Raw genomic sequence first — 22,270 nt, forward strand, 5'->3', positions numbered from 1 at the left:
TTGCTCAAGCCACGGAAACTTTAACAACACATCGTTTCAGCGGCCTTCGTTAACTCTCCATCAAGGTTAATGCTTCATTTTTATGACCATAGTGTTCGGTCGTGAGTGTGGGGTATCGGCGTGCGTTTCTATAAGGTTTTGCGGGATTCCAGTGCCCGCCGCAAAGGCCAGCCATTTTCAAAACAGGCAAATCGCAAATATCTAGGTCCAGTCCTTATTGGTGCAGCGATATATTTGTTGTCTCCGACAGTGGTTGCCTATCAGGATATGGCAAGCCTGCTTTCCGGGTCCGAATCAGGGCAGGGGCGCTGGTCGTCTTACTTGGAAAAATCTCCGGCAGGCTCCGTACAAAAGGCAAATATGTCCTTTGTGGACAGGATAGCCACCGGATCAATTCCCGCCAGCGGCGCCAATGCACCGGGAATAGGCTCAGTGGCCATCAATGGCTCGAGCAAGGCATTGGGCGCTACTCCTGACGAGGCACGTATCAACCGGGCGGAAAAGCAGGGGCGTATTGTTTCGATCAGCAAGAAAGCGCCACCAAAAGCTTTCAGCGCCGGATCGATATTGCAACGTCAAAGCATGATCATCCGACCGACGCATGGCATTGAAGTCGATATGGCTTTTGCCAAGCCAAAAATCGCGGGCAAGGAAATCGAGATCGCTCTTGCGTTTCACAATCGCTCGCCTGAGAAAATCGAGCCGGACGCTCCGATGCTGGCAAGCCTGATCAATAATGACAAGCCCGATGTGCTGGCCCTTGGTTATGCTCCGGCTGCTCCCGATTATTCGAAAACATCACCGTTTGATTCCATTCTTGCCGAACCAAAGCAGGCAGGCCGCTTCATTCCGCAACTTGGAAAAGGCGATCATGATTGGCTGGCTACTCCCTTGCCTCCGATTGTCTTCACTGCTGCGGAGCAAAAATGCCTGGCAACGGGCATTTATTTTGAGGCAAGAAGCGAGAGTGTAAAAGGCCAGGCTGCGGTGGCGCAGGTTATTCTCAACCGCGTGCGAAATCCTGCCTATCCGAAAACAATCTGTAACGTCGTTTATCAGAATGATGACTGGATCAATCGCTGCCAGTTCTCGTTTGCCTGTGAAGGCCGCAAGCTGCATGTAACTGAACCCAAGCAGTGGAAAGTCGCGCAGGAAATCGCCATGGCTGTTACTTCGGGCCGTATATTCCTACCCGAAATTGGTTCGGCCACGCATTATCATGCGACCTACGTGCGGGCAAATTGGGCCCATACAATGAAGCGCATCGATAAAATCGGGCAGCATATTTTCTACCGCACTTATGGCGGCGGCTGGATTTAGACCGCTTGGAAATCGCCAAAACAATGATATAAATGTTTCTGGAGTGGAGAATGAGCTTTCGCTCATCCTCCGTTTCTCATTTATGAAAATGAACCCGGAACGTTAGCGTCCAGCCTGTCCGGGTTCTTTTCATGATGAGCGTGAAGCTAAATGGCCTGGACCACATAGATTCACCTCCAGTTTTGAGAGCAAGGCCCTTGCCAAGGTCGGAGAGGCCAATCTTCTCCGATGCACCGGCTGGTTCGGTGCTTCTGCTTCTGCTCCCAAATTCCCGTGTTTGACCCGTCTCGATCTATTCTTTGAAATTGTGCAACCCGCAAGAAATGCAGGGTTGAAACTGCGTGGATCAATATCCCCGTGCCGCATTTTGCACTTTCAATATCATTTACAAACTCGCAGGTTAGGCATATAGTTGTACGATGCAACTATATTTACGAGCCACACAATGAGTATCCTCCTGGACACTGCTCAAATACGTAATTCTTCAAGGCGCATTGTTCGAGAGTTAGGTTTTATGCGCCCGACCCTTGCGGGAACGAATCTCGCTCCATCCTCCGTTCATGCACTCATCGAGATTGGCAGAAATGATACGCTGACCGCTGCCGAATTATGCGCTGTACTCGACCTTGAAAAATCCAGTGTTAGCCGAATGGTGCGCAAGCTTGTTTTGTCGGGCGAACTGATTGAACAGCCTAATGGGCAGGACGCCAGGTCCAAGGTGCTTTCCTTGACCAGCAAGGGGCATAATACGCTCGCCGCGATCAATGCCTTTGCCGATGATGTGGTGTCCTCTGCGCTGGGTAGTCACTCCGCTGCTGTGCAGGAAAAGGTGCGGGATGGACTTGCAGCCTATGCTGATGCGCTGGAACAGCGGCGCGCAGGCAAGGTGCCGCAATCGTCGCCGGCAATCTCCATCCAAAGTGGATATCAGCCGGGTATTATTGGACGGTGTGCCGAGATGCATGGCTGCTACTATGCTCGAACAAATAGTTTCGGTCATTTTTTCGAAGGCAAGGTTGCCACTGGCATCGCAGAATTTTCCGGGCGATTGGAGCGGCCTGTCAATCAGATTTGGGCGGCGGTAGATGTGGAAAAAATCGTCGGTACGGTGGCGATTGACGGCGAAGATCTCGGAAATAATGTGGCTCATCTGCGCTGGTTCATTATGGAGGATGGTTATCGCGGCGCCGGCATTGGCAGGCAATTGCTGAATAAAGCGATCTCGTTTTGCATCGAGCAACGGTTTTCCGAAATACAGCTTTGGACGTTCAAGGGATTGGATGCCGCACGGCGCCTATACGAGGCGCACGGTTTTGTTCTTGTAGAAGAGGAGCCCGGTGGGCAGTGGGGTAAAGAAGTGCTCGAGCAGCGGTTTGTACGCAAAATCGTAGGGGCGTAGGCAATTGGCGGCCCCGAACCATTGGAGCAGCGATAGTTTGCACCGATGGGCCCGAAGGCGACGCGCAAAACTGGTCAGGTATTTGATACGACGCTTCTGGTTCCGGTTAATGGGGAGTTCCCCCTGTTATTGCCTTCGAAGCCCTTCAAAAACTATAACCATGGAACCTCCTAACTAGCTGAATTGCGCAATCTGTATCCACAGCCAAACGCCAGATTCGCATGCAAAATTGTCACTCAGTGATGAGCAGGAAAGTCATATTTACCTAAGGCATTGAATTCTAGTAAAAAAATTACCTTGGAGAGTCGTGACTCTTCGCCTTGACTAGCGAGGATCAGGACAATATGTTGCGCGCGACTTCGAAGCGGGGATGAAGCCTCGCATTCAGTGTGTAAAGGACATGCCATTGGCAACGGGTAACGATCCCGATAAGTCAGGTTCTGTCGGTGACACGCCGGGTGCTGGCGGGGGACTAACTTCGGAAGAGCTGGAGCTTCGGCGCCGCAATCTGGAAGCAAAACTTGTTTCCAAGGGTGCAGCCCGTAAAGCCGGTTCGCAAGACAAGGGGACGGAAACCGCCTCCGGTGTCGCGCAGGCCATGAAATTGTCGAGCGAATTTATCGCCGGCGTTCTGGTTGGTGCGGGGTTGGGCTGGTTAGCTGACCGATTTTTGGGTACATCGCCATGGGGGCTCATCATACTGCTCCTGCTGGGCTTTTGTGCTGGAACGCTGAATATCCTGCGCTCTGCAGGACGTGTGGCGGAAAACAGTGGGCTGGATTTCACCAAGAAATCCGACCATGAAAAACCGGAATAGGGCTCATCGAGCACCGTTCGTGAGAACAGAATTAGAGACGAGGTAATAGTGTCCAACGATCCGATTCATCAATTCCACATTTCGCAATGGGTTCCCTTGCATGTGGGCGGCGTTGATCTGTCCTTCACCAATTCCTCTGCCTTTATGGTTGCCACAGTTGGCGTTGCCTCGGCATTTCTTTACCTTACATCGTCAAACCGTGGCCTTATCCCGACCCGTCTTCAGTCGGTTTCAGAGATGGCCTATGAATTCGTCGCATCAACATTGCGAGAATCTGCAGGCAGCGCGGGAATGAAGTTCTTTCCCTTCGTGTTCTCGCTCTTCATGTTCGTGCTCGTTGCAAATATGCTTGGCATGTTCCCATACTTCTTCACCATCACCAGCCAGATCATCGTGACCTTTGCGCTTGCGGTTCTGGTCATCGGAACAGTGCTTGTTTATGGCTTTGCCAAACACGGTTTCAAGTTCCTCGGGGTCTTTGTGCCCTCGGGTGTGCCCGGGCCGCTCTTGCTGCTCGTTGTTCCAATCGAAATTATCTCTTTCCTTTCCCGTCCGATCAGCCTTTCGGTTCGTTTGTTCGCCAACATGCTTGCTGGCCACATCACGCTGAAGGTGTTTGCCGGCTTCGTGGCTTCGCTCAGCGCATTCGGCGCAGTGGGAATTGGCGGCGCAATTCTGCCGCTGGCCATGACTGTGGCATTGACGGGTCTGGAATTCCTGGTGGCTTTCCTTCAGGCCTACGTCTTCACCGTGCTTACCTGCATGTATTTGAACGACGCAGTTCATCCCGGCGGTCACTAAAAAGTTCACCGGCGGATGTCCGCCTAACGCAAATCTATTCTAACGATCTACCCTCAAGGAGTTTAATATGGATCCCGTAGCAGCAAAGTACATCGGTGCAGGTCTGGCTTGTTTTGGTATGGCCGGTACGGCTCTTGGCCTTGGCAACATTTTCGGCAGCTATCTTTCCGGTGCATTGCGCAACCCATCAGCAGCTGATGGCCAGTTCGGCCGTCTGGTATTCGGCTTCGCCGTTACTGAAGCTCTGGGCATCTTCTCGTTGCTCATCGCTCTTCTGCTTCTCTTCGCTGTATAATAACGGCTTACGATATTGGCTGCGTCCGGTCGCTATTCGGACCAACGCAGCCAGTATGATTTGAAGTTCAATCAAGGGGACAACGCATGTTCGTGTCTTCGGCTAATGCCGCATCCACAACAGATACAATAGTCGCTCAGAGCGAAGCACCGGCCCATACCGAAACGGTTGCGCCCGGAACAACGCCTGATGCACATGCTCCGGCAGATCCGACAGCGGGAACGCATTCGGAAACCGGTCATGCCAAAGCCGTGTTCCCTCCCTTTGATTCCAACCATTTCGCTTCACAGCTTCTTTGGTTGGCAATCACATTTGCAATTTTCTATGTTTTCCTGTCCCGCGTGGTTCTCCCGCGTATCGGTGGTATCATCGAAACGAGGCGTGACCGTATCGCTACTGATCTAGATCAGGCGGCACGGATGAAACAGGAGTCTGATGAGGCTCTGGCTGCCTATACCCAGGAACTCGCCGACGCAAAGAACAAAGCCGGAGCAATTGCGCAGGAAGCCCGTGATCAGGCAAAGGCGAAAGCCGACGCCGAACAGGCCGAAATTTCCGCAGCTCTCGAAAAGAAGCTGAGTGACGCTGAAGCCAGCATTGCCACGATCAAGAACAAGGCTATGCAGGAAGTCGGCTCCATCGCTGAAGATACAGCCGCTGAAATCGTCAAGAAGCTGTTTGGCGGTGCCGTCGACAAGCCCGCAATCTCCGCTGCTGTCAAAGCAGTGCGAGGCTAAGGAGAAACGTCATGGAATTGGATGCTACCTTTTATGCCCTCGTTGGCCTTATCATCTTCCTGGCGCTTATCGTCTACTTGAAGGTTCCAGGTGTCGTTGGTAAATCCCTTGACGCCCGTGCAGACAAGATTCGCGACGAGCTTGAAGAAGCCCGCCGCCTGCGCGAAGAAGCGCAATCTCTGCTGGCTGAGTATCAGCGCAAGCGTAAGGAAGCCGAAAAGGAAGCTGGTGAGATCGTTGCCATAGCGCAGCGTGAAGCACATGGTCTCCTTGAGGAAGCCAAGAAGAAAACTGAGGATTATGTTGCCCGTCGCAACAAGCTTGCCGAGCAGAAAATCGCTCAGGCAGAGGTTGAGGCTGTCAACGAGGTTCGCGCTTCGGCTGTAGATATCGCAATTGCTGCTGCCAGCAAGATTTTGTCGGAAAAGGTGGATGCCAAAACATCTGCCGATCTCTTCAAAACATCGCTTTCGGAAGTCAAATCCCGGTTGAACTAAAAAGCAGATTATACAAACGAATTTTAGTAAAGCCGCCTTTGAGCGGCTTTTTTTGTGCGAAGCATAATGCTCGATATGCAAACCAAATTTCGTTACGATGAGCGAAATATCGAGAAAAAATCAGAATAATTCCCAAAAAACACGGATTTTTGCCGAAAAATTGCAAGTACAAATTGCAGTTTAGTTGCATGCGGTTGAACTAAGCGATCCCCGGCATGTAAAAACCCGATCTATATCGGGAATTGTGAGGGGATGGAGTTAGAGCATTTCTGCGGCTCTGGTGTGAGCGAAACGTGCTTTATCCATCGGGCTTCACCCTCGTCCTATGGATAAACATCGGCCTTGCTGAACCCCTCGACCTTGTCCGCGAATCCCTCCGGCAGGGAAACAGAGCTTGCTCTAGGCTTGCCGTTCTTTCAAAGGCGAGAAACTGAAGCGGTGCAAGCCGACGACAGGACCGTGTGCCTCCATCGCGTTGCGATGGATTTCAGTTCCGTAACCCGCATGGGATTCCAGTCCATAGAGAGGATAATATTTGCCAGTCTGGCTCATCATTCTGTCTCGCGTTACCTTGGCAAGTATGGATGCCGCGGCAATGGAAACGGAGCGTTGATCTCCTTTGATCATCGCCGTTGCAGGGCAGGGCAGCCCGGGAGCGACGTCCCGGCCATCAATCAGCGCATGGTGAGGAATAATCGCAAGACCGCGTGTCGCACGGCGCATGGCTTCAAGCGAAGCCTTCAGGATATTAGTCGCATCAATTGCTGGCGCCGAAATGCTGGAAATAGAGCAGGCTAAGGCGGTTTTGGTAATGATATCAAACAGTTCTTCACGGCGTTTTGCCGTCAGACGCTTTGAATCATCAAGACCATCAGGAATTTTCTTTGGATCAAGAATGACCGCAGCCGCAACGACTGGCCCTGCCAGAGGCCCTCTGCCTGCCTCGTCAATACCGGCCACAAACTGGACACCGGAGCGCATGAGCTTCTTTTCACTGGCAAAGTCGGGCTTGTCAGCGGGCAAGGAAAGCAGCAGAGAATCAGAACGTAATCGAGACATCTTGCGGCGACTCTCGCATCCGTCCTGATTCTCTGCAAGTCCCCGGGTAGCAGATGGGGCAAAGCTACCCAGGGTAACCATCAGGCGGGGATGGGGATCGCACCTGATGGAAGAGCGTGTCTAAAACAAGGATAACTGCTCGTTTCCGGGCGTTGGCTCGAACAGGTCGGTGCGCAGGCGTCTCTTGTTAATGTTGATTCCGAGCCGCTTTGCAGCAATTTCAAAACGCCGCCCGATCTGCCAGGCATAGGGGCCATCACCCCGCATGCGCTTGCCCCATTCGGCATCATAATCCTTGCCATCGCGCATGGAACGAACAAGCGAAAGCACGTGCCGGTAGCGATCGGGATAATTTCGAAGCAGCCACTCCTTGAAAAGCGGGCTGACCTCAAGCGGCAAACGAAGCAGAACATATCCAGCTTCCAGCGCACCCATGGCACGGGCACTATCGAGAATCCGTTCGATCTCATGATCGTTCAACCCGGGAATGACGGGAGCCACCATGACACCAACAGGCACGCCTGCATCGGAAAGACTGCGCAGGGCTTGCAGTCTGCGCGTAGGCGTTGAAGCCCGGGGCTCCATCGTGCGCGCCAGCTTTCCATCAAGGGTCGTCACTGAAAGACAAACCTTGGCGAGGCCCTTCTCAGCCATGCGCGCCAGAATGTCCTGATCCCGCATAACCAACGCGGATTTTGTAACGATTCCAACGGGATGTTGATGAGCCTCCAGAACCTGAAGAATATCGCGCATAATGCGCCATTTCTTCTCGATGGGCTGATAGGGATCGGTATTTGTGCCGATGGCGATTGTCTTTGCAGTATAACCTGGCTTGGACAATTCCCTGTCCAGCATCTTTGCTGCATCAGGCTTGGCAAAGAGTTTTGATTCAAAATCAAGTCCGGCGGACAATCCCATATAGCTATGTGTCGGGCGGGCAAAGCAATAGATGCAACCATGTTCGCAACCGCGATAAGGGTTGATTGACCTGTCGAAACTTATATCAGGCGAGTCATTGCGTGTGATGATTGTCCGGGGCTTTTCGAGTTGTACCTCAGTCTTGAATGGTGGTAGATCTTCAATTGTTTCCCAACCATCATCATAGACATGGCGGCTTTCCGCCTCGAAACGGCCAGTGGGATTCATACCCGCGCCCCGGCCGCGTCTGCGTTCGCTGTCTATGCGCAAACCAGCATCTTCAATCAATGCGTTGGCATGTTGTGCTCGGCCGCTTCCGAAAGCAACCTTATCCGCCTGCACTACAATGTTCATCTGCGTTCTCCCTGCCAGGGTGGTACCGATTCGGTGGCACCTTCGAGCGTGAATCTATTCCTATCAAATAATGAGAACAAATCAAGAACAATTTAGGTAAAAGGATGGATGGAAATTCTAGTCACATTGATATATTGGCTAGGTATGATTTCCGTCCTGATTGAAACCCATAATTCAGACGAATTGTTAGCCAGAACCCTTGCCGGGCTGGTCGGTGGAGCCGTCGAAGGGCTTCTCAGCGACGTGATTATTGTCGATTACGGATCGTCGGATCAGACCCACCGCGTGGCTGATGCCGCTGGCTGTATCTTTCTGCAGGACCAGACATTGATTGATGGGTTCCGGCGGGCACGCAGTGAATGGTTTTTGCTGGTGGAACCCGGAGCAAGATTGCTCGATGGATGGATTGAGCCGGTCGCTGTTCACGTCGAGCGCTCACAAGGCCCGGCCTGCTTCTCATGCTCCCATGTTCACCGTAAGCCGCTGTTTAACAGGCTATTTTCAAAACGCAGCCCCATTGCCGATGGCCTGTTGATCTCCAAGCGGCAGGCAATGGCCTTATTGAAGCCGGAAAAGAAGGCGGCTGATCTGGCCCGTGGTTTGGCGATGAAACGTTTACGCGCGGAAATCATTCCAGCAGCTTAGCTCTTACCACCGCGTTTCAAATGTTCATCGAGCCGAGGCATGATCTCGACAAAATTACAGGGCATGTGACGATAATCGAGCTGGTATTGCAGAATATTATCCCAGGCATCCTTGCATGCGCCGGGAGATCCCGGCAGCACAAAGACGAAAGTGGCGTTTAACACTCCACCCGTTGCTCGTGACTGAATCGTGGACGTGCCGATTTTGTCATAGGAAACCTTATGAAAAATGGTAGAAAATCCGTCCATCCGCTTTTCGAATATGGGCTCGAGTGCTTCCGGTGTCACGTCGCGGCCAGTGAAACCCGTGCCTCCTGTGGTGATGATGACATCGATCTGCTCATCCTTTGACCAGGAAAGCACACGCTCCCGAATCTTCTCCACATCGTCAGTAACAATATCCCTGTCCGCCAATATATGGCCTGCCGCCACGATGCGTTCAACAAGCGTTTTGCCCGATTTATCATCATCAAGCGAGCGTGTGTCTGACACCGTAAGGACAGCGATTTTGACTGGAACGAAAGCGCGTGATGAATTGTCGGCCAAGGTCAGTTTTCTCCTTCGCCGCTATCTGTCTTGACCACAAACCACAATGGATAGGCATTGCTTATCAGAGATGCGGCAGCAGATGCGGCCTCATCGGTGTCATAAATCGCAAAGCAGGTAGCGCCCGAACCTGACATCCGGGCCAGACGCGGCGATGTAGAATATAGCGCGTCCATGGTGTCGCCAATAATGGGGAGCAGTTCGACCGTGGCAGCATACAAATGATTGTCCGTCTGTTCAAGATAGGCGCAGACATCGTTCACGCTGCCGAACCTTGGCAAGTTGGGCAATCCCGGATTGTTTCGCTTTTTCAAGGCGCCAAAGACCTGTGGCGTCGACACGGCGGCGCCATTGTTGACCAAAACCATTGGCAGGCGCGGGATAGCTGTGACCGCCTCCAGTTCTTCGCCGATACCGCGGGCAATCAAGGGCCTTCCATGCAGGCACATGGGCAGGTCCGCGCCCATTGCCAACCCAATATTATTGAGATCGACAGGATCAATATTGATGTTCCAGAGCGAGACCAGCGCTTTCAAGGTTGAAGCAGCATCGCTTGAGCCACCGCCAACACCAGAGGCGATGGGCAAGTGTTTTTCCAGTTCGATTGAAACAGGAAAAGCCTGGTCCGGAAATTCTGCACGCAGCCTGTCCCGGGCTTTTAAAACAAGATTGGAAGCGTCGGCAGGTAAGGAATGTCCATAAGGTCCTGTTATGCGAAATGAATCCGCGCTGCTGCGTGCGATGCTTATCCGGTCACCATAACCTGCAAAAACCACCAATGTATCCAGGAGATGATATCCATCGTTCCGTTGGCCGGTAATATGCAGTGCCAGATTGATCTTGGCAGGCGCAATCATGCTGATCGCTTGATCAAGACTGTCGAGCATCTCGGTCAGTCTTTACGCAAGCGGTATTCACCAGTTTCCGGATCCTGGACCAAAGTGCCTTGAGAGCGGTTCTGGACTTCTTTTTCCGCTTCGCGAACACGCTTTGATACACGCTGGGCTTCGCGTTTGAACGAACGATAGCCGTAATAGGCGGCAATACCGATAAGCAGAAAAAAGATGAGTTGTGGCATCGTCCTAGACCCCGAAAATGACAGGCACCGATATTTTCGTAATCATAACACGGTGCGTCGCTCTTGCCAAAATACACATAAGGTTAAAGGCCAAAACGTGACCAAAGCGCCCGTTCTTCTGCAGTATTGACAATGCCTTCGGCAAAACCCGCCCCTATTCCACCAAATCCGATTTCAGCAGAAGGGAGTTTGCGACCAAACAATCCCCGTGGCGGGGCTATAAGTTTGAGTTTGGTCTTAGGGCCATATTGAGATTGCAAATGTGATCGCATATCGCCCAACCCGTCAATCAGGCCAAGTTCCAATCCGCGTATCCCTGTCCAGAACAGCCCTGTAAACAGATCTGGATTGTCACTGAGCTTTTCACCGCGCCGTTCCTTTACCAGATTGATAAAGGTCTCGTGAATCTCCAATTGCAGCGCTTTGAGATGCTCAATATCCTGCTTGTTTTCCGGCTTGAACGGGTCAAGGGTTGACTTGTTCGAACCGGCGGTATGAACACGCCGCTCGACGCCAATTTTCTTGATCAATTCGGTAAAGCCAAAACTTGCCGAAACAACGCCGATCGAGCCGACGATGGATGAGGGGTCGGCGATGATCTCGTCGCCCGCAACTGCAATCATGTAACCGCCGGAGGCTGCGACATCCTCAACGAAAACATGAACCTTCTTGTTCTTTTCCGCCGCCAGGTCACGGATGCGCCGATAAATCAGTCGCGACTGAACAGGCGAGCCGCCGGGAGAATTGATCGAAATCGCAACGGCTGGAGCATCTTTATCGCTAAAGGCTTCTTCAAGCATGCCGGCTGTAGAACTGAGCGACAGGTCATTACGAAAGCGGCTGCTTCCCGCCATGATCGCACCATGCAAGCGTACCACTGGGATTTCGATATGGTCTGGGCGCCAACGGCGGGGCAATAACTTCCGGATAAATCGAGCCAAGCGGGTCTCCTTTACGTGCTCATCTCAAGACCATGTAAGCGGTGCAGAGAAAATCACAATGGTCCCAAAGTCTAAAACAGCGAAGCGACTCCGTTATTGATCGCTATTGCGCGCTCGGTGAAATCATTGCCGGTTTCATGGTGCATCACCAAGGGAGGATGAAAGGTAAGCCCCGCGCGGCTGCCCTTTACACCTTTAATGATGATCCTGATCGCCGCCTCTTGAGGTCTGGGCTGGACAGGAACGATAATGAGCCCGCCAAAGCGCCTTTGCAAAGCTGTCAGCAGGTCAAGCATAGACGCTGGCCGCGCGATAATGGCGATTGATCCGCCGGGTTTGACGATGGAAGCGGCAGTTTTAATCCATTTTTCCAACATACCATCGGTCATGACATGAGCTTCCGCTTTCAAAGCATCCGGCGTTGCGCGGTCCTTTGCCTCGTTGAAAGGCGGATTCATGATGGCAAAATCGAAAAAGTTGTCATGGATTCCGGCAGCCATGCGCGTTTTGCCCATAGCTGTTACATCAGCCTGAACAATATCGCACCGGCCTGAGAACAGGTGGTTCTCTGGTAAAGCCAGAGACAAGCGGGCACACTGCGCCATGAGTTCGGATCGCTCGATAAGAGTTGCACTGGCTTTGCCGCAGCGGGAAAGAACCGCAAGACCAGCAGCCCCGGCCCCCGCACCCAGATCTGCGATACGACCGCTGAATTCATTGGGCACTACGCTCGCCAACACCATGGCATCTACGCCGGAGCGATGACCTTTGGCAGAGGGTTGAATGAGGCGGAAACGACCGCGATGGAAAGCGTCGATCGTATGAGGAATATCCAGAACAGACATGAACTAGCCGCGAAGCTCCTGCTCGATTCCCGCGTCTGTCAGCAACTGGCGCGCCTCTTTTTCAAATTCTGAATCGACCATCACGCGCCGGGCGAGAACACCAAGCGACCCTTCAAGTACGCTCATATTGGCATCAGCGATAAAATATTTGATCTGTGCATCTTTCAATAATGATTCGACGAATGAAATCAGAACAGGGTCGTTGAGGCGCATTATTTCGATCATCTGAACTACCGTTTCGAAAGGGATGGGGAGAAGGGCCACTGGCTTTATCACGAATTTGTGGCCTGTACCAATTCTGCGCGCCAATTCGCCGCTTGCGGGTTATAGGCAGTCAAAATAAGGTGTCGCCGCATTGCAGCGCCGCGCATCTTGCAAGATTTTACCGGGCGTAGTGATATTTTGATTTGGCTCGCAATCCTTTCTGAAGATCAAATCTGGTCCTCGGAATCAGGCGCAAGGCCAAGACAGTAGGAGTTTCATTTTGGGCGTTGTTGTCAGTCTTGAAGAGAAGAAAAGCAGTTCTGGGTCGGTTCAGCCCCTGGTCGATTTGACCAAGGCGGATATGGGGCGGGTCAATGAACTGATTTTGTCTAAAGCAGGATCTGATGTTGAAATGATCCCCGAAGTTGCCAATCACCTCATTTCCTCAGGTGGCAAGCGTTTGCGCCCAATGATCACACTGGCTGCCGCACGTATGTTCGGCTATGAGGGCGATGGCCATGTGAAGCTGGCGACCAGCGTTGAATTCATGCATACCGCTACGCTGCTTCACGACGACGTGGTGGATGAGAGCGATCTGCGCCGTGGAAAAAGTACTGCGCGAATGATCTGGGGCAATCAGGCAAGCGTTCTCGTTGGCGACTTCCTGCTTGGTCAAGCCTTTAAAATGATGGTGGAAGTTGGTTCGCTGGAAGCATTGGATGTGCTCGCTACCTCTGCATCGGTCATTGCTGAAGGCGAAGTGATGCAGCTTTCGGCGGCAAAAAACCTTGAAACGACTGAAGATGAGTATCTTGCCGTCATCAAAGCGAAAACTGCGGCGCTCTTCTCTGCTGCTGCGGAAGTGGGGCCGATAATTGCCGCTGCGTCGAAGACCGATCGGCAGGCGCTACGTTCATATGGCCTCAATCTCGGACTTGCCTTTCAGCTTGTCGACGACGCGTTGGATTATGGTGGCAATGCCAAAGATCTAGGCAAGAATACCGGCGATGATTTCCGTGAGGGCAAGATCACGCTTCCAGTCGTCCTTACCTATCGTCGGGGTAGCTCGGAAGAGCGGCAATTCTGGAAGGAAGCGCTTGAAAACGGCGTTAATGACGATAAGGGCTTGGAAAAAGCAAAGGGCTTGATGACCCGCTATGGTGCATTGAGCGACACGATCCAGCGAGCAAGGCACTTTGGCGGAATAGCACGTGACGCGTTGGCTCCGCTGGACCACTCGCCGCAGAAGGATGCCTTGCTGGAGGTAATCGATTTCTGCATCAGCCGGGTAAATTGAAGCCCGTCAGATGAGGGGTGCAAGCTAACCCCGTGCTAGTCTTTAGGAAAACTTGAGCGAAAACCGTAAAAAGGCCATGGTTCCCTTGAGGATTCGCAGTATCGTTTCAAATTAGGCAGTAAAGAGGGATTTGTCATGCAGCGCAGTAAAATGCTCGGCTCGATTGTAGGAGCTACACTGGCTGCCATGATAGGCGGTGCGATCCCGGCGGCAGCGACCACGACACAGACGCCAGTGATAAATACCGGAAACTTGTCGGGCGCTTTTCTTTCAGCTCGGACTGCAGAGCGCGACAATGATTTTGATAGCGCCATAGCGTTTTATCGGCAGGCACTGACCTATGATCCCAAAAATACGGAGCTGCGTCAAAGCCTCCTGCTTGTTCTTTTGACGAACGGCCAGTTCAAGGAAGCATTGCCGCTGGCTGCCGAGTTGAAGGCTGTGCCTGAAATAGAGCGTTTCTCGCGTCTGGCGCTTGGAATTGATGCTCTCAACAAGAAACAATACCGCCAGGTCGAAACATTGATGATGCTGTCGCTCCAGTCTGATCTGGATCGTATGGTGACTGGACTGATTGCAGCTTTTGCCAAAGCCGGTGCCGGCAAGCCCAACGAGGCTTTGGCAATGATTGACAAGTTGAAGGGGCCGGAAGGCTTCACGCTTTTCAAGGCCTATAGTTCGGCGCTGATTGCGGACATGGCGGGTCAGAAGAAAAAGGCGGCAGAGTTTTATCAAAGCGCCCTGGACAACAAGGCCAATATAGCTGCTGCTCCTGACACGTATGAGCGCTTGGTCGAGGCATATGCTTCGTTCAAAATTCGCAATGGTGACAAGGCAGGCGCTGAAGCACTGGTCAAGGAAGCAATTGATGTTCTGTCGGGACGCAGGGTTCTTGTCGAATTTGCCAAGCAGATAGCGAGCGCAAAAACGATCAAACCTCTGATTGAGACCCCGCAACAGGGAGCATCCGAGGTATTATATGTCGTTGCGACAGCAATTGATAATGGTGGGGCGGAAGCCTTCTCGAAATTATATCTGCAAATGTCCCTGCCACTTCGCCCGGACCATGATGCTACCCTTTATCAATTGGGTGATCTGAGTGCGAAGCTTGAACAGCCGGAGAAAGCAATCGAGTATTTTGGCAAAATTGCCAAGGATTCCGCCTATAGGCGCGATGCCGAAATGCAGCTTGCGATTAATCTCGCCGTTCTGAAACGAAATGACGAAGCTATCAAGCATCTTGGTGTTTTGCTTGAAAGCAATCCGGAAGACATGCGTACATATCTGGCTATTGGCAGCATTTATGCCCAGGATAAAAATTTCAAGCAGGCAGCTGAAACCTACGACAAGGCCGTTGCCGTTTTAAAGCAGCCTACCCGAAATGACTGGACGATCTTCTATCAGCGTGGAATTTCCTATGAGCGCCTGAAGGAATGGGACAAGGCGGAGCCGAATTTCCTGAAAGCGCTGGAACTCTACCCCGATCAGCCACAGGTCCTGAACTATCTTGGATATTCGTGGATTGATATGAATATCAAGCTCGAACAGGGGCTGGATTTGATCAAGAAAGCCGTAGCAGCAAGGCCACAGGACGGCTATATCGTCGATTCATTGGGTTGGGCCTATTATCGTTTGGGCCGTTACGATGAAGCCGTCACTCAGCTTGAGCAGGCAGTAAAACTGCGCGCCGAAGATGCTACAATCAATGATCACCTTGGTGATGCTTACTGGCGTGCGGGCCGCAAGCTTGAGGCGACTTTCCAATGGGCGCATGCGCGCGATTCCAAGCCTGAGCCTGAAGATCTGGTCAAGATCGAGGAAAAGCTGAAAAACGGACTTCCAGAAGAAAAGAATCCCGGTGTGGCAAAGAACGGCGTTCAGGTACCTGAGCCACCAACGCCGCCAGCTCCGGCTCCAGCACCCGACAAGAAGGGCTGATTTCTTCGTTCCACTTGACCGGTCTGTATGCACGTCTTAGAGCATGATCCCGAAAAGTTGCATGACTTTACGGACAAGATCATGCTCCAAACGAAACACGCATTCTCTGTTATTTCCAGTAATGAAAAGGCCGCACGGTGACTTCTCCCTTGCCAGATCATATGCACCCGACCCGCTCGTTTCAGGGGCTTATCCTGACGCTCCACAATTATTGGGCGCAGCATGGCTGTGTAATCCTGCAGCCCTATGACATGGAAGTTGGTGCTGGCACATTCCACCCCGCAACGACCTTGCGTTCGCTTGGACCAAAGCCGTGGAAGGCTGCCTATGTGCAGCCGTCACGCCGCCCGAAAGATGGTCGTTACGGCGAAAATCCAAACCGGTTGCAGCATTATTATCAGTATCAGGTGATCATGAAGCCATCGCCGCCCAATCTGCAGGAGCTTTATCTCGGCTCGCTGCGGGCTATCGGCCTTGATCCTTTGATGCACGATATCCGTTTCGTCGAGGATGACTGGGAAAGTCCGACATTGGGTGCCTGGGGGCTCGGTTGGGAGTGCTGGTGTGACGGCATGGAAGTGTCGCAATTTACCTATTTTCAGCAGGTTTGCGGCATTGAATGCTCACCGGTGTCGGGTGAATTGACCTATGGTCTGGAACGTCTTGCCATGTATGTGCAGGGCGTGGACAATGTTTACGACCTCAATTTCAACGGTCTTGAGGGTGACGAGAAAGTCACCTATGGCGACGTATTCCTACAGGCCGAACAGGAATATTCACGGCATAATTTTGAACATGCAAATACAAGCACCTTGCTCCGTCATTTCGAAGATGCGGAAGCGGAATGTGAAGCGCTATTGCGCGCTGGCGCTCCAAAAAGCGGCGATAATAGCCCTCAGCATAAAATGGTCCTGCCTGCCTATGATCAGTGCATCAAGGCATCCCACGCATTCAATCTTCTTGATGCGCGTGGCGTGATTTCGGTAACGGAACGTCAGAGCTATATATTGCGGGTACGCAATCTTGCCCGGCAATGCGGCGAGGCCTTCCTTCTCACGGAAGCAGGTGGCGTGAATTTCAAGAGTGAGTCCGTATAATGCCTGATCTTTTGCTCGAACTCCGCTCGGAAGAAATTCCGGCACGTATGCAGCGCAAGGCTGCTGGCGATTTGAAGAAGCTGGTTACCGACGCTTTGGTCGAAGCCGGGCTGACCTATGAGGCAGCGGGAGACTATTGGACGCCGCGCCGTCTTACGCTCGATATACGTGGCCTTACAGCACGTTCCAAGGATGTGCACGAAGACCGCAAAGGCCCAAGTGTCAATGCGCCTGAGCAGGCTATTGCAGGCTTTCTGCGTTCAGCAGGCTTGAATGATATTTCTGAAGCGCATGTCCACACCGACCCTAAGAAGGGTGATTTTTATGTCGCCCATCTGACGAAACCCGGGCGCGGCGCTGAAGAGATCATTGCGGAGCTGATGCCAAAGATTATCCGCGAATTCCCATGGCCAAAATCCATGCGATGGGGCGCGGCGTCTTCCAAATCCGGAAGCTTGCGCTGGGTTCGTCCGCTACAGTCTATTGTTTGCACGTTCGGACCTGAAACCGAGGAGCCGGTTGTCGTCGATTTTGAGATCGATGGTCTGAAAGCTGGCAATGTAACCTATGGTCATCGCTTCCTGAGCGATGGCAAGCCGATCACCGTCCGCCGCTTTGACGACTATGTTGCCAAGCTTGAAAAGGCGAAGGTCGTGCTCGATGCGGATCGCCGTAAGGAAATTATCCTCTCCGACGCCCAGAACATCGCTTTTGCATCGGGACTTGAGCTTGTTGAAGATGAGGCGCTTCTTGAAGAAGTGTCTGGCCTCGTCGAATGGCCGGTGGTGTTGATGGGCGAATTTGAGGAGGAGTTTCTTGCAATTCCGCCTGAGGTTATCCGCCTTACCATCAAGACCAATCAGAAATGCTTTGTTACACGTAAACAGGGCGAAGCGGACAAGCTTTCCAATAAGTTCATCCTCGTTTCCAATATCGAAGCGACTGATGGCGGTCGCGAGATTGCCCATGGCAATGGCAAGGTCGTGCGGGCACGCCTCTCGGATGCGCTATACTTCTGGAATACCGACCAGCATGATTTGCCAGATATGCACACGCTGGCGCCAGCTGCCATCAAGTTTGACCTTGATCTGAGCAAGCCATTGGACCAACGCATGGCACGTTTGGATGCGCTGAATGTTACTTTCCACGCAAAGCTTGGTACACAAGGCGAGCGCGTCACGCGGATTAAAAATCTTGCACGCGCACTTGCGATTCGGATAGGCGCCGATCCAGTTTTGGCAAGCCGCGCATCGGTTTTGGCTAAAGCCGATCTTACAACCGAAATCGTTGGCGAGTTTCCTGAGTTGCAAGGTGGCATGGGCCGGAAATATGCACTCCTGCAGAATGAGCACCCATCAGTGGCTGCCGCCATTGAGGAGCATTACAAACCGCAAGGACCATCCGATTTTGTACCAAGCGATCTGGTTTCGGTTGCTGTTGCACTGGCGGACAAATTGGATACGCTGGTCGGCTTCTGGGCTATTGATGAAAAGCCAACCGGTTCGAAAGATCCGTTCGCATTGCGGCGCGCGGCGCTCGGCGTGATCAGGCTTCTGCTTTCAAGCGATTGGAAGATTGAACTTTTGCCCATTTTCCAAGACGCCTTCATTCAATTGCGCGAAGAGAAAATCGAACAGCGGATCGAGCATTTCGAGGAAGCGCAGGCAGCCCAGAATTCGGGTGATGTGGATGGTGAGGAAGATGTCACCAACGCGATATCCGGTTTTGAAAAGCGGATACGCGGCCAGCTTTCGGAGCGGTCACAACCCATCCTTCTTGATCTCTTGGCGTTCTTTCACGACCGCCTCAAGGTACATCTGCGCGACCTCGGTGCGCGCCATGATCTGATTGATTCTGTGCTTAAACCAGACGCGGATAATCTCTTGCTGATCGCACGGCGTGTCGAGGCGCTAGTTGTTTTCCTCAACACGGAAGACGGTAAAAATCTTGTTGCCGGAACCAAGCGTGCCGCCAATATTTTGAGCGCCGAGGAGAAGAAGGGGACAGCCATTTCAGACGTGGTAAACCCCGATCTTTTCAATGATGATGCGGAAAAGAACTTATACGTCGCGGTGAATCAAGCTGAGAGCCAAGCGGCGCAAGCGATTCAAAAGGAAGACTTTTCCGGCGCGATGATCGCACTTAGTGCTTTGCGTGAACCAGTTGATTCATTCTTTGAAAAAGTGCTGGTTAATGACGACAATGCCGATATTCGCGCAAATCGTCTGGCATTGCTTTCGCGTATCCGCGCGGCGACGGATGCCGTCGCTGATTTCTCGAAAATTGTTGGATGACAGGAAGATAGGTAGCAGTTCTCAACTGTCTTAGGCGTTTCCTAATTCACGCCTGCGCGCATCGGTGCTTCTGCTAAGTCGGGGGCAGGCATTGATTTGCCAGCGGCTATAGGTTCCGATGCCTGCGCGGCAAGCAAGGGATTTGCCGGCGCCGCATTGCCTTGCATGCGCGCCATATACTCTCGGGAACGAGCACGTCTTTCCGCATAAGCTTTCAAGCGTGCTGCTTCCTCCGCAGTCTGTTCAAGGCATGATGTGCAGACTGGATTGCCGTTGGCATCGAAGCTGTCATAACCGATATAGGATACCGAATTCGGCTTGGCCGTTTCTCCGCTGACAATAATTGAATCTGCTAAAGCGGAGGCGCTTATCAGGGCGATGGCTGACGCTGCAATGAACTGGCGTAGAAGCATGGCTGATCAATCCTGGATTCTCTATATAAACAAACGCTCCAGCCTTCTCTATTTGGGATTCATTGCCAAAGCTTTCTCATGATGGATTCAATTTTAGGCATGACATCATTCGAGCTGTTCATCAGCCAATACTTGCAGCGCGCCACCTCATTCGTGTAGGCAGGGCGACCACTGGAGGCTATCTTGGCTACAATCTTGGGTATGGACGAACAGGCGATCCTCGCTGCAGCCGATACGTTGGCTCAGGGGAAGCTTGTGGCTATCCCAACGGAGACCGTATACGGCCTTGCAGCCGATGCGACGAACGGAAGCGCAGTTGCCGGTATCTTTGAGGCCAAAGGCCGCCCGCACTTCAATCCGCTGATCTGCCATGTCTCGGATGTTGCCATGGCCGAACGTTATGCAGAGATCGATCCGGTTTCCCGTCAATTGATCAATGCTTTCTGGCCGGGGCCACTTACCCTCGTCCTTCCATTGAAACCGGACTGCGGAATCCATCCCCTGGTAGCGGCCGGACTCGACACTATTGCTCTGCGTATGCCCCGTGGCGTGGCAGGAAAAATCATCGCGGCATTGGATCGACCGCTTGCAGCACCGAGCGCCAATACTTCCGGAAAGATAAGCGGCACCAATGCTTTGTCTGTAGAAGGCGATTTGGGGTCAAAGATTGCGATGATCCTTGATGCAGGCCCGTCAGAAGTCGGACTCGAGTCGACGATTGTCAAAGTTGATGGTGATACAATCCTGATGCTACGCCCGGGCGGCCTCCCGGCTGAAGAGATTGAGGCTGTGATTGGCCGGAAGCTTGGCCGCATAGATCAGCGCGCAGCAATTCAGGCACCGGGGATGATGGCTTCCCATTATGCTCCCTCTGCCGCAATGAGGTTGAACGTCCATGACGTAATGGCAGGCGAGGCTTTGCTTGCTTTTGGACCGCACCGTGCAAATGGATACTCAAAAGCCGCTGCCATTCTCAATCTCAGCAAAACGGGCAGCCTGCACGAGGCTGCAACCAACCTTTTCGACTTCATGAAGCGCCTCGACGCGGTTGATTGCACAATGATTGCCGTCGAACCCATACCTTTCAACGGCCTCGGTGAGGCTATCAATGACCGCCTTGTTCGCGCCGCAGCGCCCCGCTCGTTGTCGGTAGCCGAAATGGAACAGATAAAATGACGCTGACGCAGAATTTGATTGAACGTTTTGTAGCAATAGTAGGTGAAGCTTATGCTTTACGCAGTGCCAATGACATTGAGCCGTACCTTATCGAGCCGCGCGATAAATTTGGCGGCAAGACCTCGCTGGTATTGCGCCCCTCAAATGTCGATGAAGTTTCGGCCATTCTCAAATTGGCGACCGAAACGGAAACCGCCATCGTCCCACAAGGCGGGAATACTGGCCTTGTGGGGGGGCAAATACCAGATGGTAGTGGAACTCAAATTGTCCTGTCGCTTTCGCGGTTGAACAAAATCCGCAGCATTGATCCTGCTGGAAATCTGGCCATTGTGGAAGCCGGGGTTGTATTGCAGAAACTTCAGGAGGCCGCTGCCCAGGCGGGCAAGCTGTTTCCGCTATCCCTCGGGTCTGAAGGCTCTTGTCAGGTTGGAGGAAATCTTTCTTCCAATGCTGGTGGTACTGCAGTTCTGGCCTATGGCAACACGCGGGAACTCTGCCTCGGTGTTGAAGTTGTTTTGCCTACCGGCGAAATTCTGAATGATTTGCGTACCGTCAAGAAGGACAATACCGGCTACGATCTGAAAGACCTCTTCATAGGGGCTGAAGGAACGCTTGGCGTTATCACTGCTGCGGTCATGAAACTGTTTCCGTTGCCGAAAGGCAAAGGCGTTGCCTATGTTGGGCTATCCAGTCCCGATAATGCTCTGCAATTGTTGAACATGGCCCAGAGCCACGCAGGCGCATCCTTGACGGGCTTTGAGTTGATGCCGCGGATAGGTGTGGAGTTCTCGGTTGCCCACACGGAAGGTGTACGTGATCCGCTGCAGGAGCCGCATAACTGGTACGTTCTGCTTGATATTTCTTCATCGCGTTCCGCCGAAGACGCGCGGGAAACCATTGAAGCAATCCTGACCGAAGCATTCGAGGCCGGTCTGGTGGATGATGCAACCATCGCCGAGAGTACTGCGCAGGAAAAATCGTTCTGGCATATGCGCGAGGCCATGTCTCATGCGCAGAAACCCGAAGGCGGTTCGATCAAACATGATATTTCCGTACCCGTCGCCAGAATTCCGGACTTCATCAAAGAAGCTGATCAGGCGGTTCTCGATCTCATTCCTGGCGCCCGTATTGTTTCATTCGGCCATATGGGCGATGGCAATCTGCACTATAATATTTCGCAGCCTGTCGGCGCCGATAAACAAGCCTTTCTTGATCGCTGGGCTGAGGTAACGAAGCGCGTTCACGATATCGTCCGCGCCTATAACGGGTCGATCTCGGCGGAACATGGCATCGGCCAGTTAAAGCGACAGGAATTGTCTGAAACCAAGTCACCCATTGCGCTCGATCTCATGCGCCGCATCAAGAAATCGTTTGACCCTGCAGGCGTTATGAATCCCGGCAAGGTCATCTGAAATCGCAACCCTTTATTCACGCTCCTTACCAAAGTCTTGGGGCAGGTCGGGTTTCGATAACCATTCCATCTAATCAGAAAGAGTTAACCCAGTTCGTTAAGCGGTATTGGGAAAGTTGACGCTACTGTGTCCCTAACGAGACCAGAAAATGGTCCGTCCTTACAGGGAAATAAACATCAGAGAAGACC

23 protein-coding genes are annotated in these 22,270 nt (G+C 52.5%); 14 read left to right on the plus strand and 9 right to left on the minus strand.

Features of this window, described 5'->3' with window-relative positions:
* Positions 1-120 precede the first annotated feature (120 nt).
* The 7 genes from V9K92_RS07370 to V9K92_RS07400 all read left to right on the plus strand — a co-directional run bounded on the left by V9K92_RS07370 (position 121) and on the right by V9K92_RS07400 (position 5,866).
* Entirely contained in the window at positions 121-1,320 is a 1,200-nt protein-coding gene (locus V9K92_RS07370) for a cell wall hydrolase (RefSeq protein WP_370878808.1), read from the plus strand.
* 514 nt (positions 1,321-1,834) lie between these two features.
* Positions 1,835-2,719, plus strand: coding sequence for a bifunctional helix-turn-helix transcriptional regulator/GNAT family N-acetyltransferase (locus V9K92_RS07375; protein WP_370878809.1), 885 nt, complete (start codon positions 1,835-1,837; stop codon positions 2,717-2,719).
* 406 nt (positions 2,720-3,125) lie between these two features.
* Positions 3,126-3,536, plus strand: coding sequence for an AtpZ/AtpI family protein (locus V9K92_RS07380; RefSeq protein ID WP_307283218.1), 411 nt, complete (start codon positions 3,126-3,128; stop codon positions 3,534-3,536).
* A gap of 48 nt (positions 3,537-3,584) precedes the next feature.
* Positions 3,585-4,337 carry a F0F1 ATP synthase subunit A gene (locus tag V9K92_RS07385; protein ID WP_115052157.1) on the plus strand — a complete coding sequence of 251 codons (753 nt, stop codon included), beginning with the start codon at positions 3,585-3,587 and terminating at the stop codon, positions 4,335-4,337.
* Positions 4,338-4,404: 67 nt separating this feature from the next.
* Positions 4,405-4,632, plus strand: a complete 228-nt coding sequence (locus V9K92_RS07390) for a F0F1 ATP synthase subunit C (protein WP_008125314.1) — start codon at positions 4,405-4,407, stop codon at positions 4,630-4,632.
* An 86-nt stretch (positions 4,633-4,718) separates the two neighbouring features.
* Positions 4,719-5,369 carry a F0F1 ATP synthase subunit B gene (locus tag V9K92_RS07395; RefSeq protein WP_337353677.1) on the plus strand — a complete coding sequence of 217 codons (651 nt, stop codon included), beginning with the start codon at positions 4,719-4,721 and terminating at the stop codon, positions 5,367-5,369.
* 11 nt (positions 5,370-5,380) lie between these two features.
* Positions 5,381-5,866 carry a F0F1 ATP synthase subunit B gene (locus V9K92_RS07400; RefSeq protein ID WP_115052155.1) on the plus strand — a complete coding sequence of 162 codons (486 nt, stop codon included), beginning with the start codon at positions 5,381-5,383 and terminating at the stop codon, positions 5,864-5,866.
* A 399-nt stretch (positions 5,867-6,265) separates the two neighbouring features.
* On the opposite strand, the gene V9K92_RS07405 is transcribed toward V9K92_RS07400, so the two are convergent.
* Both V9K92_RS07405 and V9K92_RS07410 read right to left on the minus strand, forming a co-directional pair.
* Positions 6,266-6,925 (minus strand): ribonuclease HII, encoded by a 660-nt coding sequence (locus tag V9K92_RS07405; RefSeq protein WP_115052154.1) that lies wholly within the window; start codon positions 6,923-6,925, stop codon positions 6,266-6,268.
* A 120-nt stretch (positions 6,926-7,045) separates the two neighbouring features.
* Entirely contained in the window at positions 7,046-8,197 is a 1,152-nt protein-coding gene (locus V9K92_RS07410) for a PA0069 family radical SAM protein (RefSeq protein ID WP_336440752.1), read from the minus strand.
* A 108-nt stretch (positions 8,198-8,305) separates the two neighbouring features.
* Here V9K92_RS07410 and V9K92_RS07415 point away from each other — a divergent pair, with 108 nt between their 5' ends.
* Positions 8,306-8,842 (plus strand): glycosyltransferase family 2 protein, encoded by a 537-nt coding sequence (locus V9K92_RS07415; RefSeq protein ID WP_115052152.1) that lies wholly within the window; start codon positions 8,306-8,308, stop codon positions 8,840-8,842.
* On the opposite strand, the gene moaB is transcribed toward V9K92_RS07415, so the two are convergent.
* The 6 genes from moaB to V9K92_RS07445 all read right to left on the minus strand — a co-directional run bounded on the left by moaB (position 8,839) and on the right by V9K92_RS07445 (position 12,476).
* The gene (gene moaB, locus V9K92_RS07420) at positions 8,839-9,387 is read right to left on the minus strand and encodes a molybdenum cofactor biosynthesis protein B (protein ID WP_337353678.1); all 549 of its coding nucleotides are present in this window, start codon (positions 9,385-9,387) and stop codon (positions 8,839-8,841) included. The genes V9K92_RS07415 and moaB overlap by 4 nt on opposite strands.
* 2 nt (positions 9,388-9,389) lie before the next feature.
* Positions 9,390-10,274, minus strand: coding sequence for a 4-(cytidine 5'-diphospho)-2-C-methyl-D-erythritol kinase (locus V9K92_RS07425; RefSeq protein ID WP_337353679.1), 885 nt, complete (start codon positions 10,272-10,274; stop codon positions 9,390-9,392).
* 5 nt (positions 10,275-10,279) lie between these two features.
* Complete coding sequence (locus V9K92_RS07430; protein ID WP_115052149.1) at positions 10,280-10,465, minus strand: hypothetical protein; 186 nt, start codon at positions 10,463-10,465, stop codon at positions 10,280-10,282.
* Positions 10,466-10,548: 83 nt separating this feature from the next.
* Positions 10,549-11,406, minus strand: coding sequence for a S49 family peptidase (locus tag V9K92_RS07435; protein WP_337353680.1), 858 nt, complete (start codon positions 11,404-11,406; stop codon positions 10,549-10,551).
* Between the two features lie 71 nt (positions 11,407-11,477).
* Positions 11,478-12,251: a methyltransferase gene (locus tag V9K92_RS07440; RefSeq protein ID WP_115052147.1), complete on the minus strand. Its 774-nt coding sequence runs from the start codon at positions 12,249-12,251 to the stop codon at positions 11,478-11,480.
* Between the two features lie 3 nt (positions 12,252-12,254).
* On the minus strand, positions 12,255-12,476 hold the full coding sequence (locus V9K92_RS07445) for a putative signal transducing protein (RefSeq protein ID WP_115052215.1): 222 nt from the start codon (positions 12,474-12,476) through the stop codon (positions 12,255-12,257).
* A gap of 259 nt (positions 12,477-12,735) precedes the next feature.
* On the opposite strand from V9K92_RS07445, the gene V9K92_RS07450 reads away from it, so the two are divergent.
* The 4 genes from V9K92_RS07450 (at position 12,736) to glyS (ending at position 19,081) form a co-directional block, all read left to right on the plus strand.
* Positions 12,736-13,752 carry a polyprenyl synthetase family protein gene (locus tag V9K92_RS07450; RefSeq protein WP_307283260.1) on the plus strand — a complete coding sequence of 339 codons (1,017 nt, stop codon included), beginning with the start codon at positions 12,736-12,738 and terminating at the stop codon, positions 13,750-13,752.
* Between the two features lie 135 nt (positions 13,753-13,887).
* Entirely contained in the window at positions 13,888-15,690 is a 1,803-nt protein-coding gene (locus tag V9K92_RS07455; protein WP_443094450.1) for a tetratricopeptide repeat protein, read from the plus strand.
* Positions 15,691-15,851: 161 nt separating this feature from the next.
* Positions 15,852-16,787, plus strand: coding sequence for a glycine--tRNA ligase subunit alpha (locus tag V9K92_RS07460; RefSeq protein ID WP_442958559.1), 936 nt, complete (start codon positions 15,852-15,854; stop codon positions 16,785-16,787).
* Positions 16,787-19,081 (plus strand): glycine--tRNA ligase subunit beta, encoded by a 2,295-nt coding sequence (glyS, locus tag V9K92_RS07465; protein WP_337353681.1) that lies wholly within the window; start codon positions 16,787-16,789, stop codon positions 19,079-19,081. Before V9K92_RS07460 ends, glyS begins: the two co-directional genes overlap by 1 nt.
* A gap of 41 nt (positions 19,082-19,122) precedes the next feature.
* On the opposite strand, the gene V9K92_RS07470 is transcribed toward glyS, so the two are convergent.
* On the minus strand, positions 19,123-19,494 hold the full coding sequence (locus V9K92_RS07470; RefSeq protein ID WP_115052142.1) for a hypothetical protein: 372 nt from the start codon (positions 19,492-19,494) through the stop codon (positions 19,123-19,125).
* Between the two features lie 183 nt (positions 19,495-19,677).
* Between V9K92_RS07470 and V9K92_RS07475 the strand changes: the two genes are divergently transcribed.
* Positions 19,678-20,670, plus strand: coding sequence for an L-threonylcarbamoyladenylate synthase (locus tag V9K92_RS07475; RefSeq protein WP_440806864.1), 993 nt, complete (start codon positions 19,678-19,680; stop codon positions 20,668-20,670).
* Positions 20,667-22,082, plus strand: a complete 1,416-nt coding sequence (locus V9K92_RS07480) for an FAD-binding oxidoreductase (RefSeq protein ID WP_307283268.1) — start codon at positions 20,667-20,669, stop codon at positions 22,080-22,082. Before V9K92_RS07475 ends, V9K92_RS07480 begins: the two co-directional genes overlap by 4 nt.
* The last annotated feature ends 188 nt before the right edge of the window (positions 22,083-22,270 follow it).

Source organism: Phyllobacterium sp. CCNWLW109, from assembly GCF_037203905.1.
Lineage (GTDB): Bacteria > Pseudomonadota > Alphaproteobacteria > Rhizobiales > Rhizobiaceae > Phyllobacterium > Phyllobacterium ifriqiyense.

What these genes read in the sequence shown, in the direction of transcription:
- V9K92_RS07375 (WP_370878809.1), top strand. Translation starts at nt 1,835, where the DNA reads ATGCGCCCGACCCTTGCGGGAACGAATCTCGCTCCATCCTCCGTTCAT.
- V9K92_RS07390 (WP_008125314.1), top strand. Translation starts at nt 4,405, where the DNA reads ATGGATCCCGTAGCAGCAAAGTACATCGGTGCAGGTCTGGCTTGTTTT.
- V9K92_RS07395 (WP_337353677.1), top strand. Translation starts at nt 4,719, where the DNA reads ATGTTCGTGTCTTCGGCTAATGCCGCATCCACAACAGATACAATAGTC.
- V9K92_RS07400 (WP_115052155.1), top strand. Translation starts at nt 5,381, where the DNA reads ATGGAATTGGATGCTACCTTTTATGCCCTCGTTGGCCTTATCATCTTC.
- V9K92_RS07405 (WP_115052154.1), bottom strand. Translation starts at nt 6,925, where the DNA reads ATGTCTCGATTACGTTCTGATTCTCTGCTGCTTTCCTTGCCCGCTGAC.
- V9K92_RS07410 (WP_336440752.1), bottom strand. Translation starts at nt 8,197, where the DNA reads ATGAACATTGTAGTGCAGGCGGATAAGGTTGCTTTCGGAAGCGGCCGA.
- V9K92_RS07415 (WP_115052152.1), top strand. Translation starts at nt 8,306, where the DNA reads ATGGAAATTCTAGTCACATTGATATATTGGCTAGGTATGATTTCCGTC.
- V9K92_RS07425 (WP_337353679.1), bottom strand. Translation starts at nt 10,274, where the DNA reads ATGCTCGACAGTCTTGATCAAGCGATCAGCATGATTGCGCCTGCCAAG.
- V9K92_RS07430 (WP_115052149.1), bottom strand. Translation starts at nt 10,465, where the DNA reads ATGCCACAACTCATCTTTTTTCTGCTTATCGGTATTGCCGCCTATTAC.
- V9K92_RS07440 (WP_115052147.1), bottom strand. Translation starts at nt 12,251, where the DNA reads ATGTCTGTTCTGGATATTCCTCATACGATCGACGCTTTCCATCGCGGT.
- V9K92_RS07445 (WP_115052215.1), bottom strand. Translation starts at nt 12,476, where the DNA reads ATGATCGAAATAATGCGCCTCAACGACCCTGTTCTGATTTCATTCGTC.
- V9K92_RS07455 (WP_443094450.1), top strand. Translation starts at nt 13,888, where the DNA reads ATGCAGCGCAGTAAAATGCTCGGCTCGATTGTAGGAGCTACACTGGCT.
- V9K92_RS07460 (WP_442958559.1), top strand. Translation starts at nt 15,852, where the DNA reads ATGCACCCGACCCGCTCGTTTCAGGGGCTTATCCTGACGCTCCACAAT.
- glyS (WP_337353681.1), top strand. Translation starts at nt 16,787, where the DNA reads ATGCCTGATCTTTTGCTCGAACTCCGCTCGGAAGAAATTCCGGCACGT.
- V9K92_RS07470 (WP_115052142.1), bottom strand. Translation starts at nt 19,494, where the DNA reads ATGCTTCTACGCCAGTTCATTGCAGCGTCAGCCATCGCCCTGATAAGC.
- V9K92_RS07480 (WP_307283268.1), top strand. Translation starts at nt 20,667, where the DNA reads ATGACGCTGACGCAGAATTTGATTGAACGTTTTGTAGCAATAGTAGGT.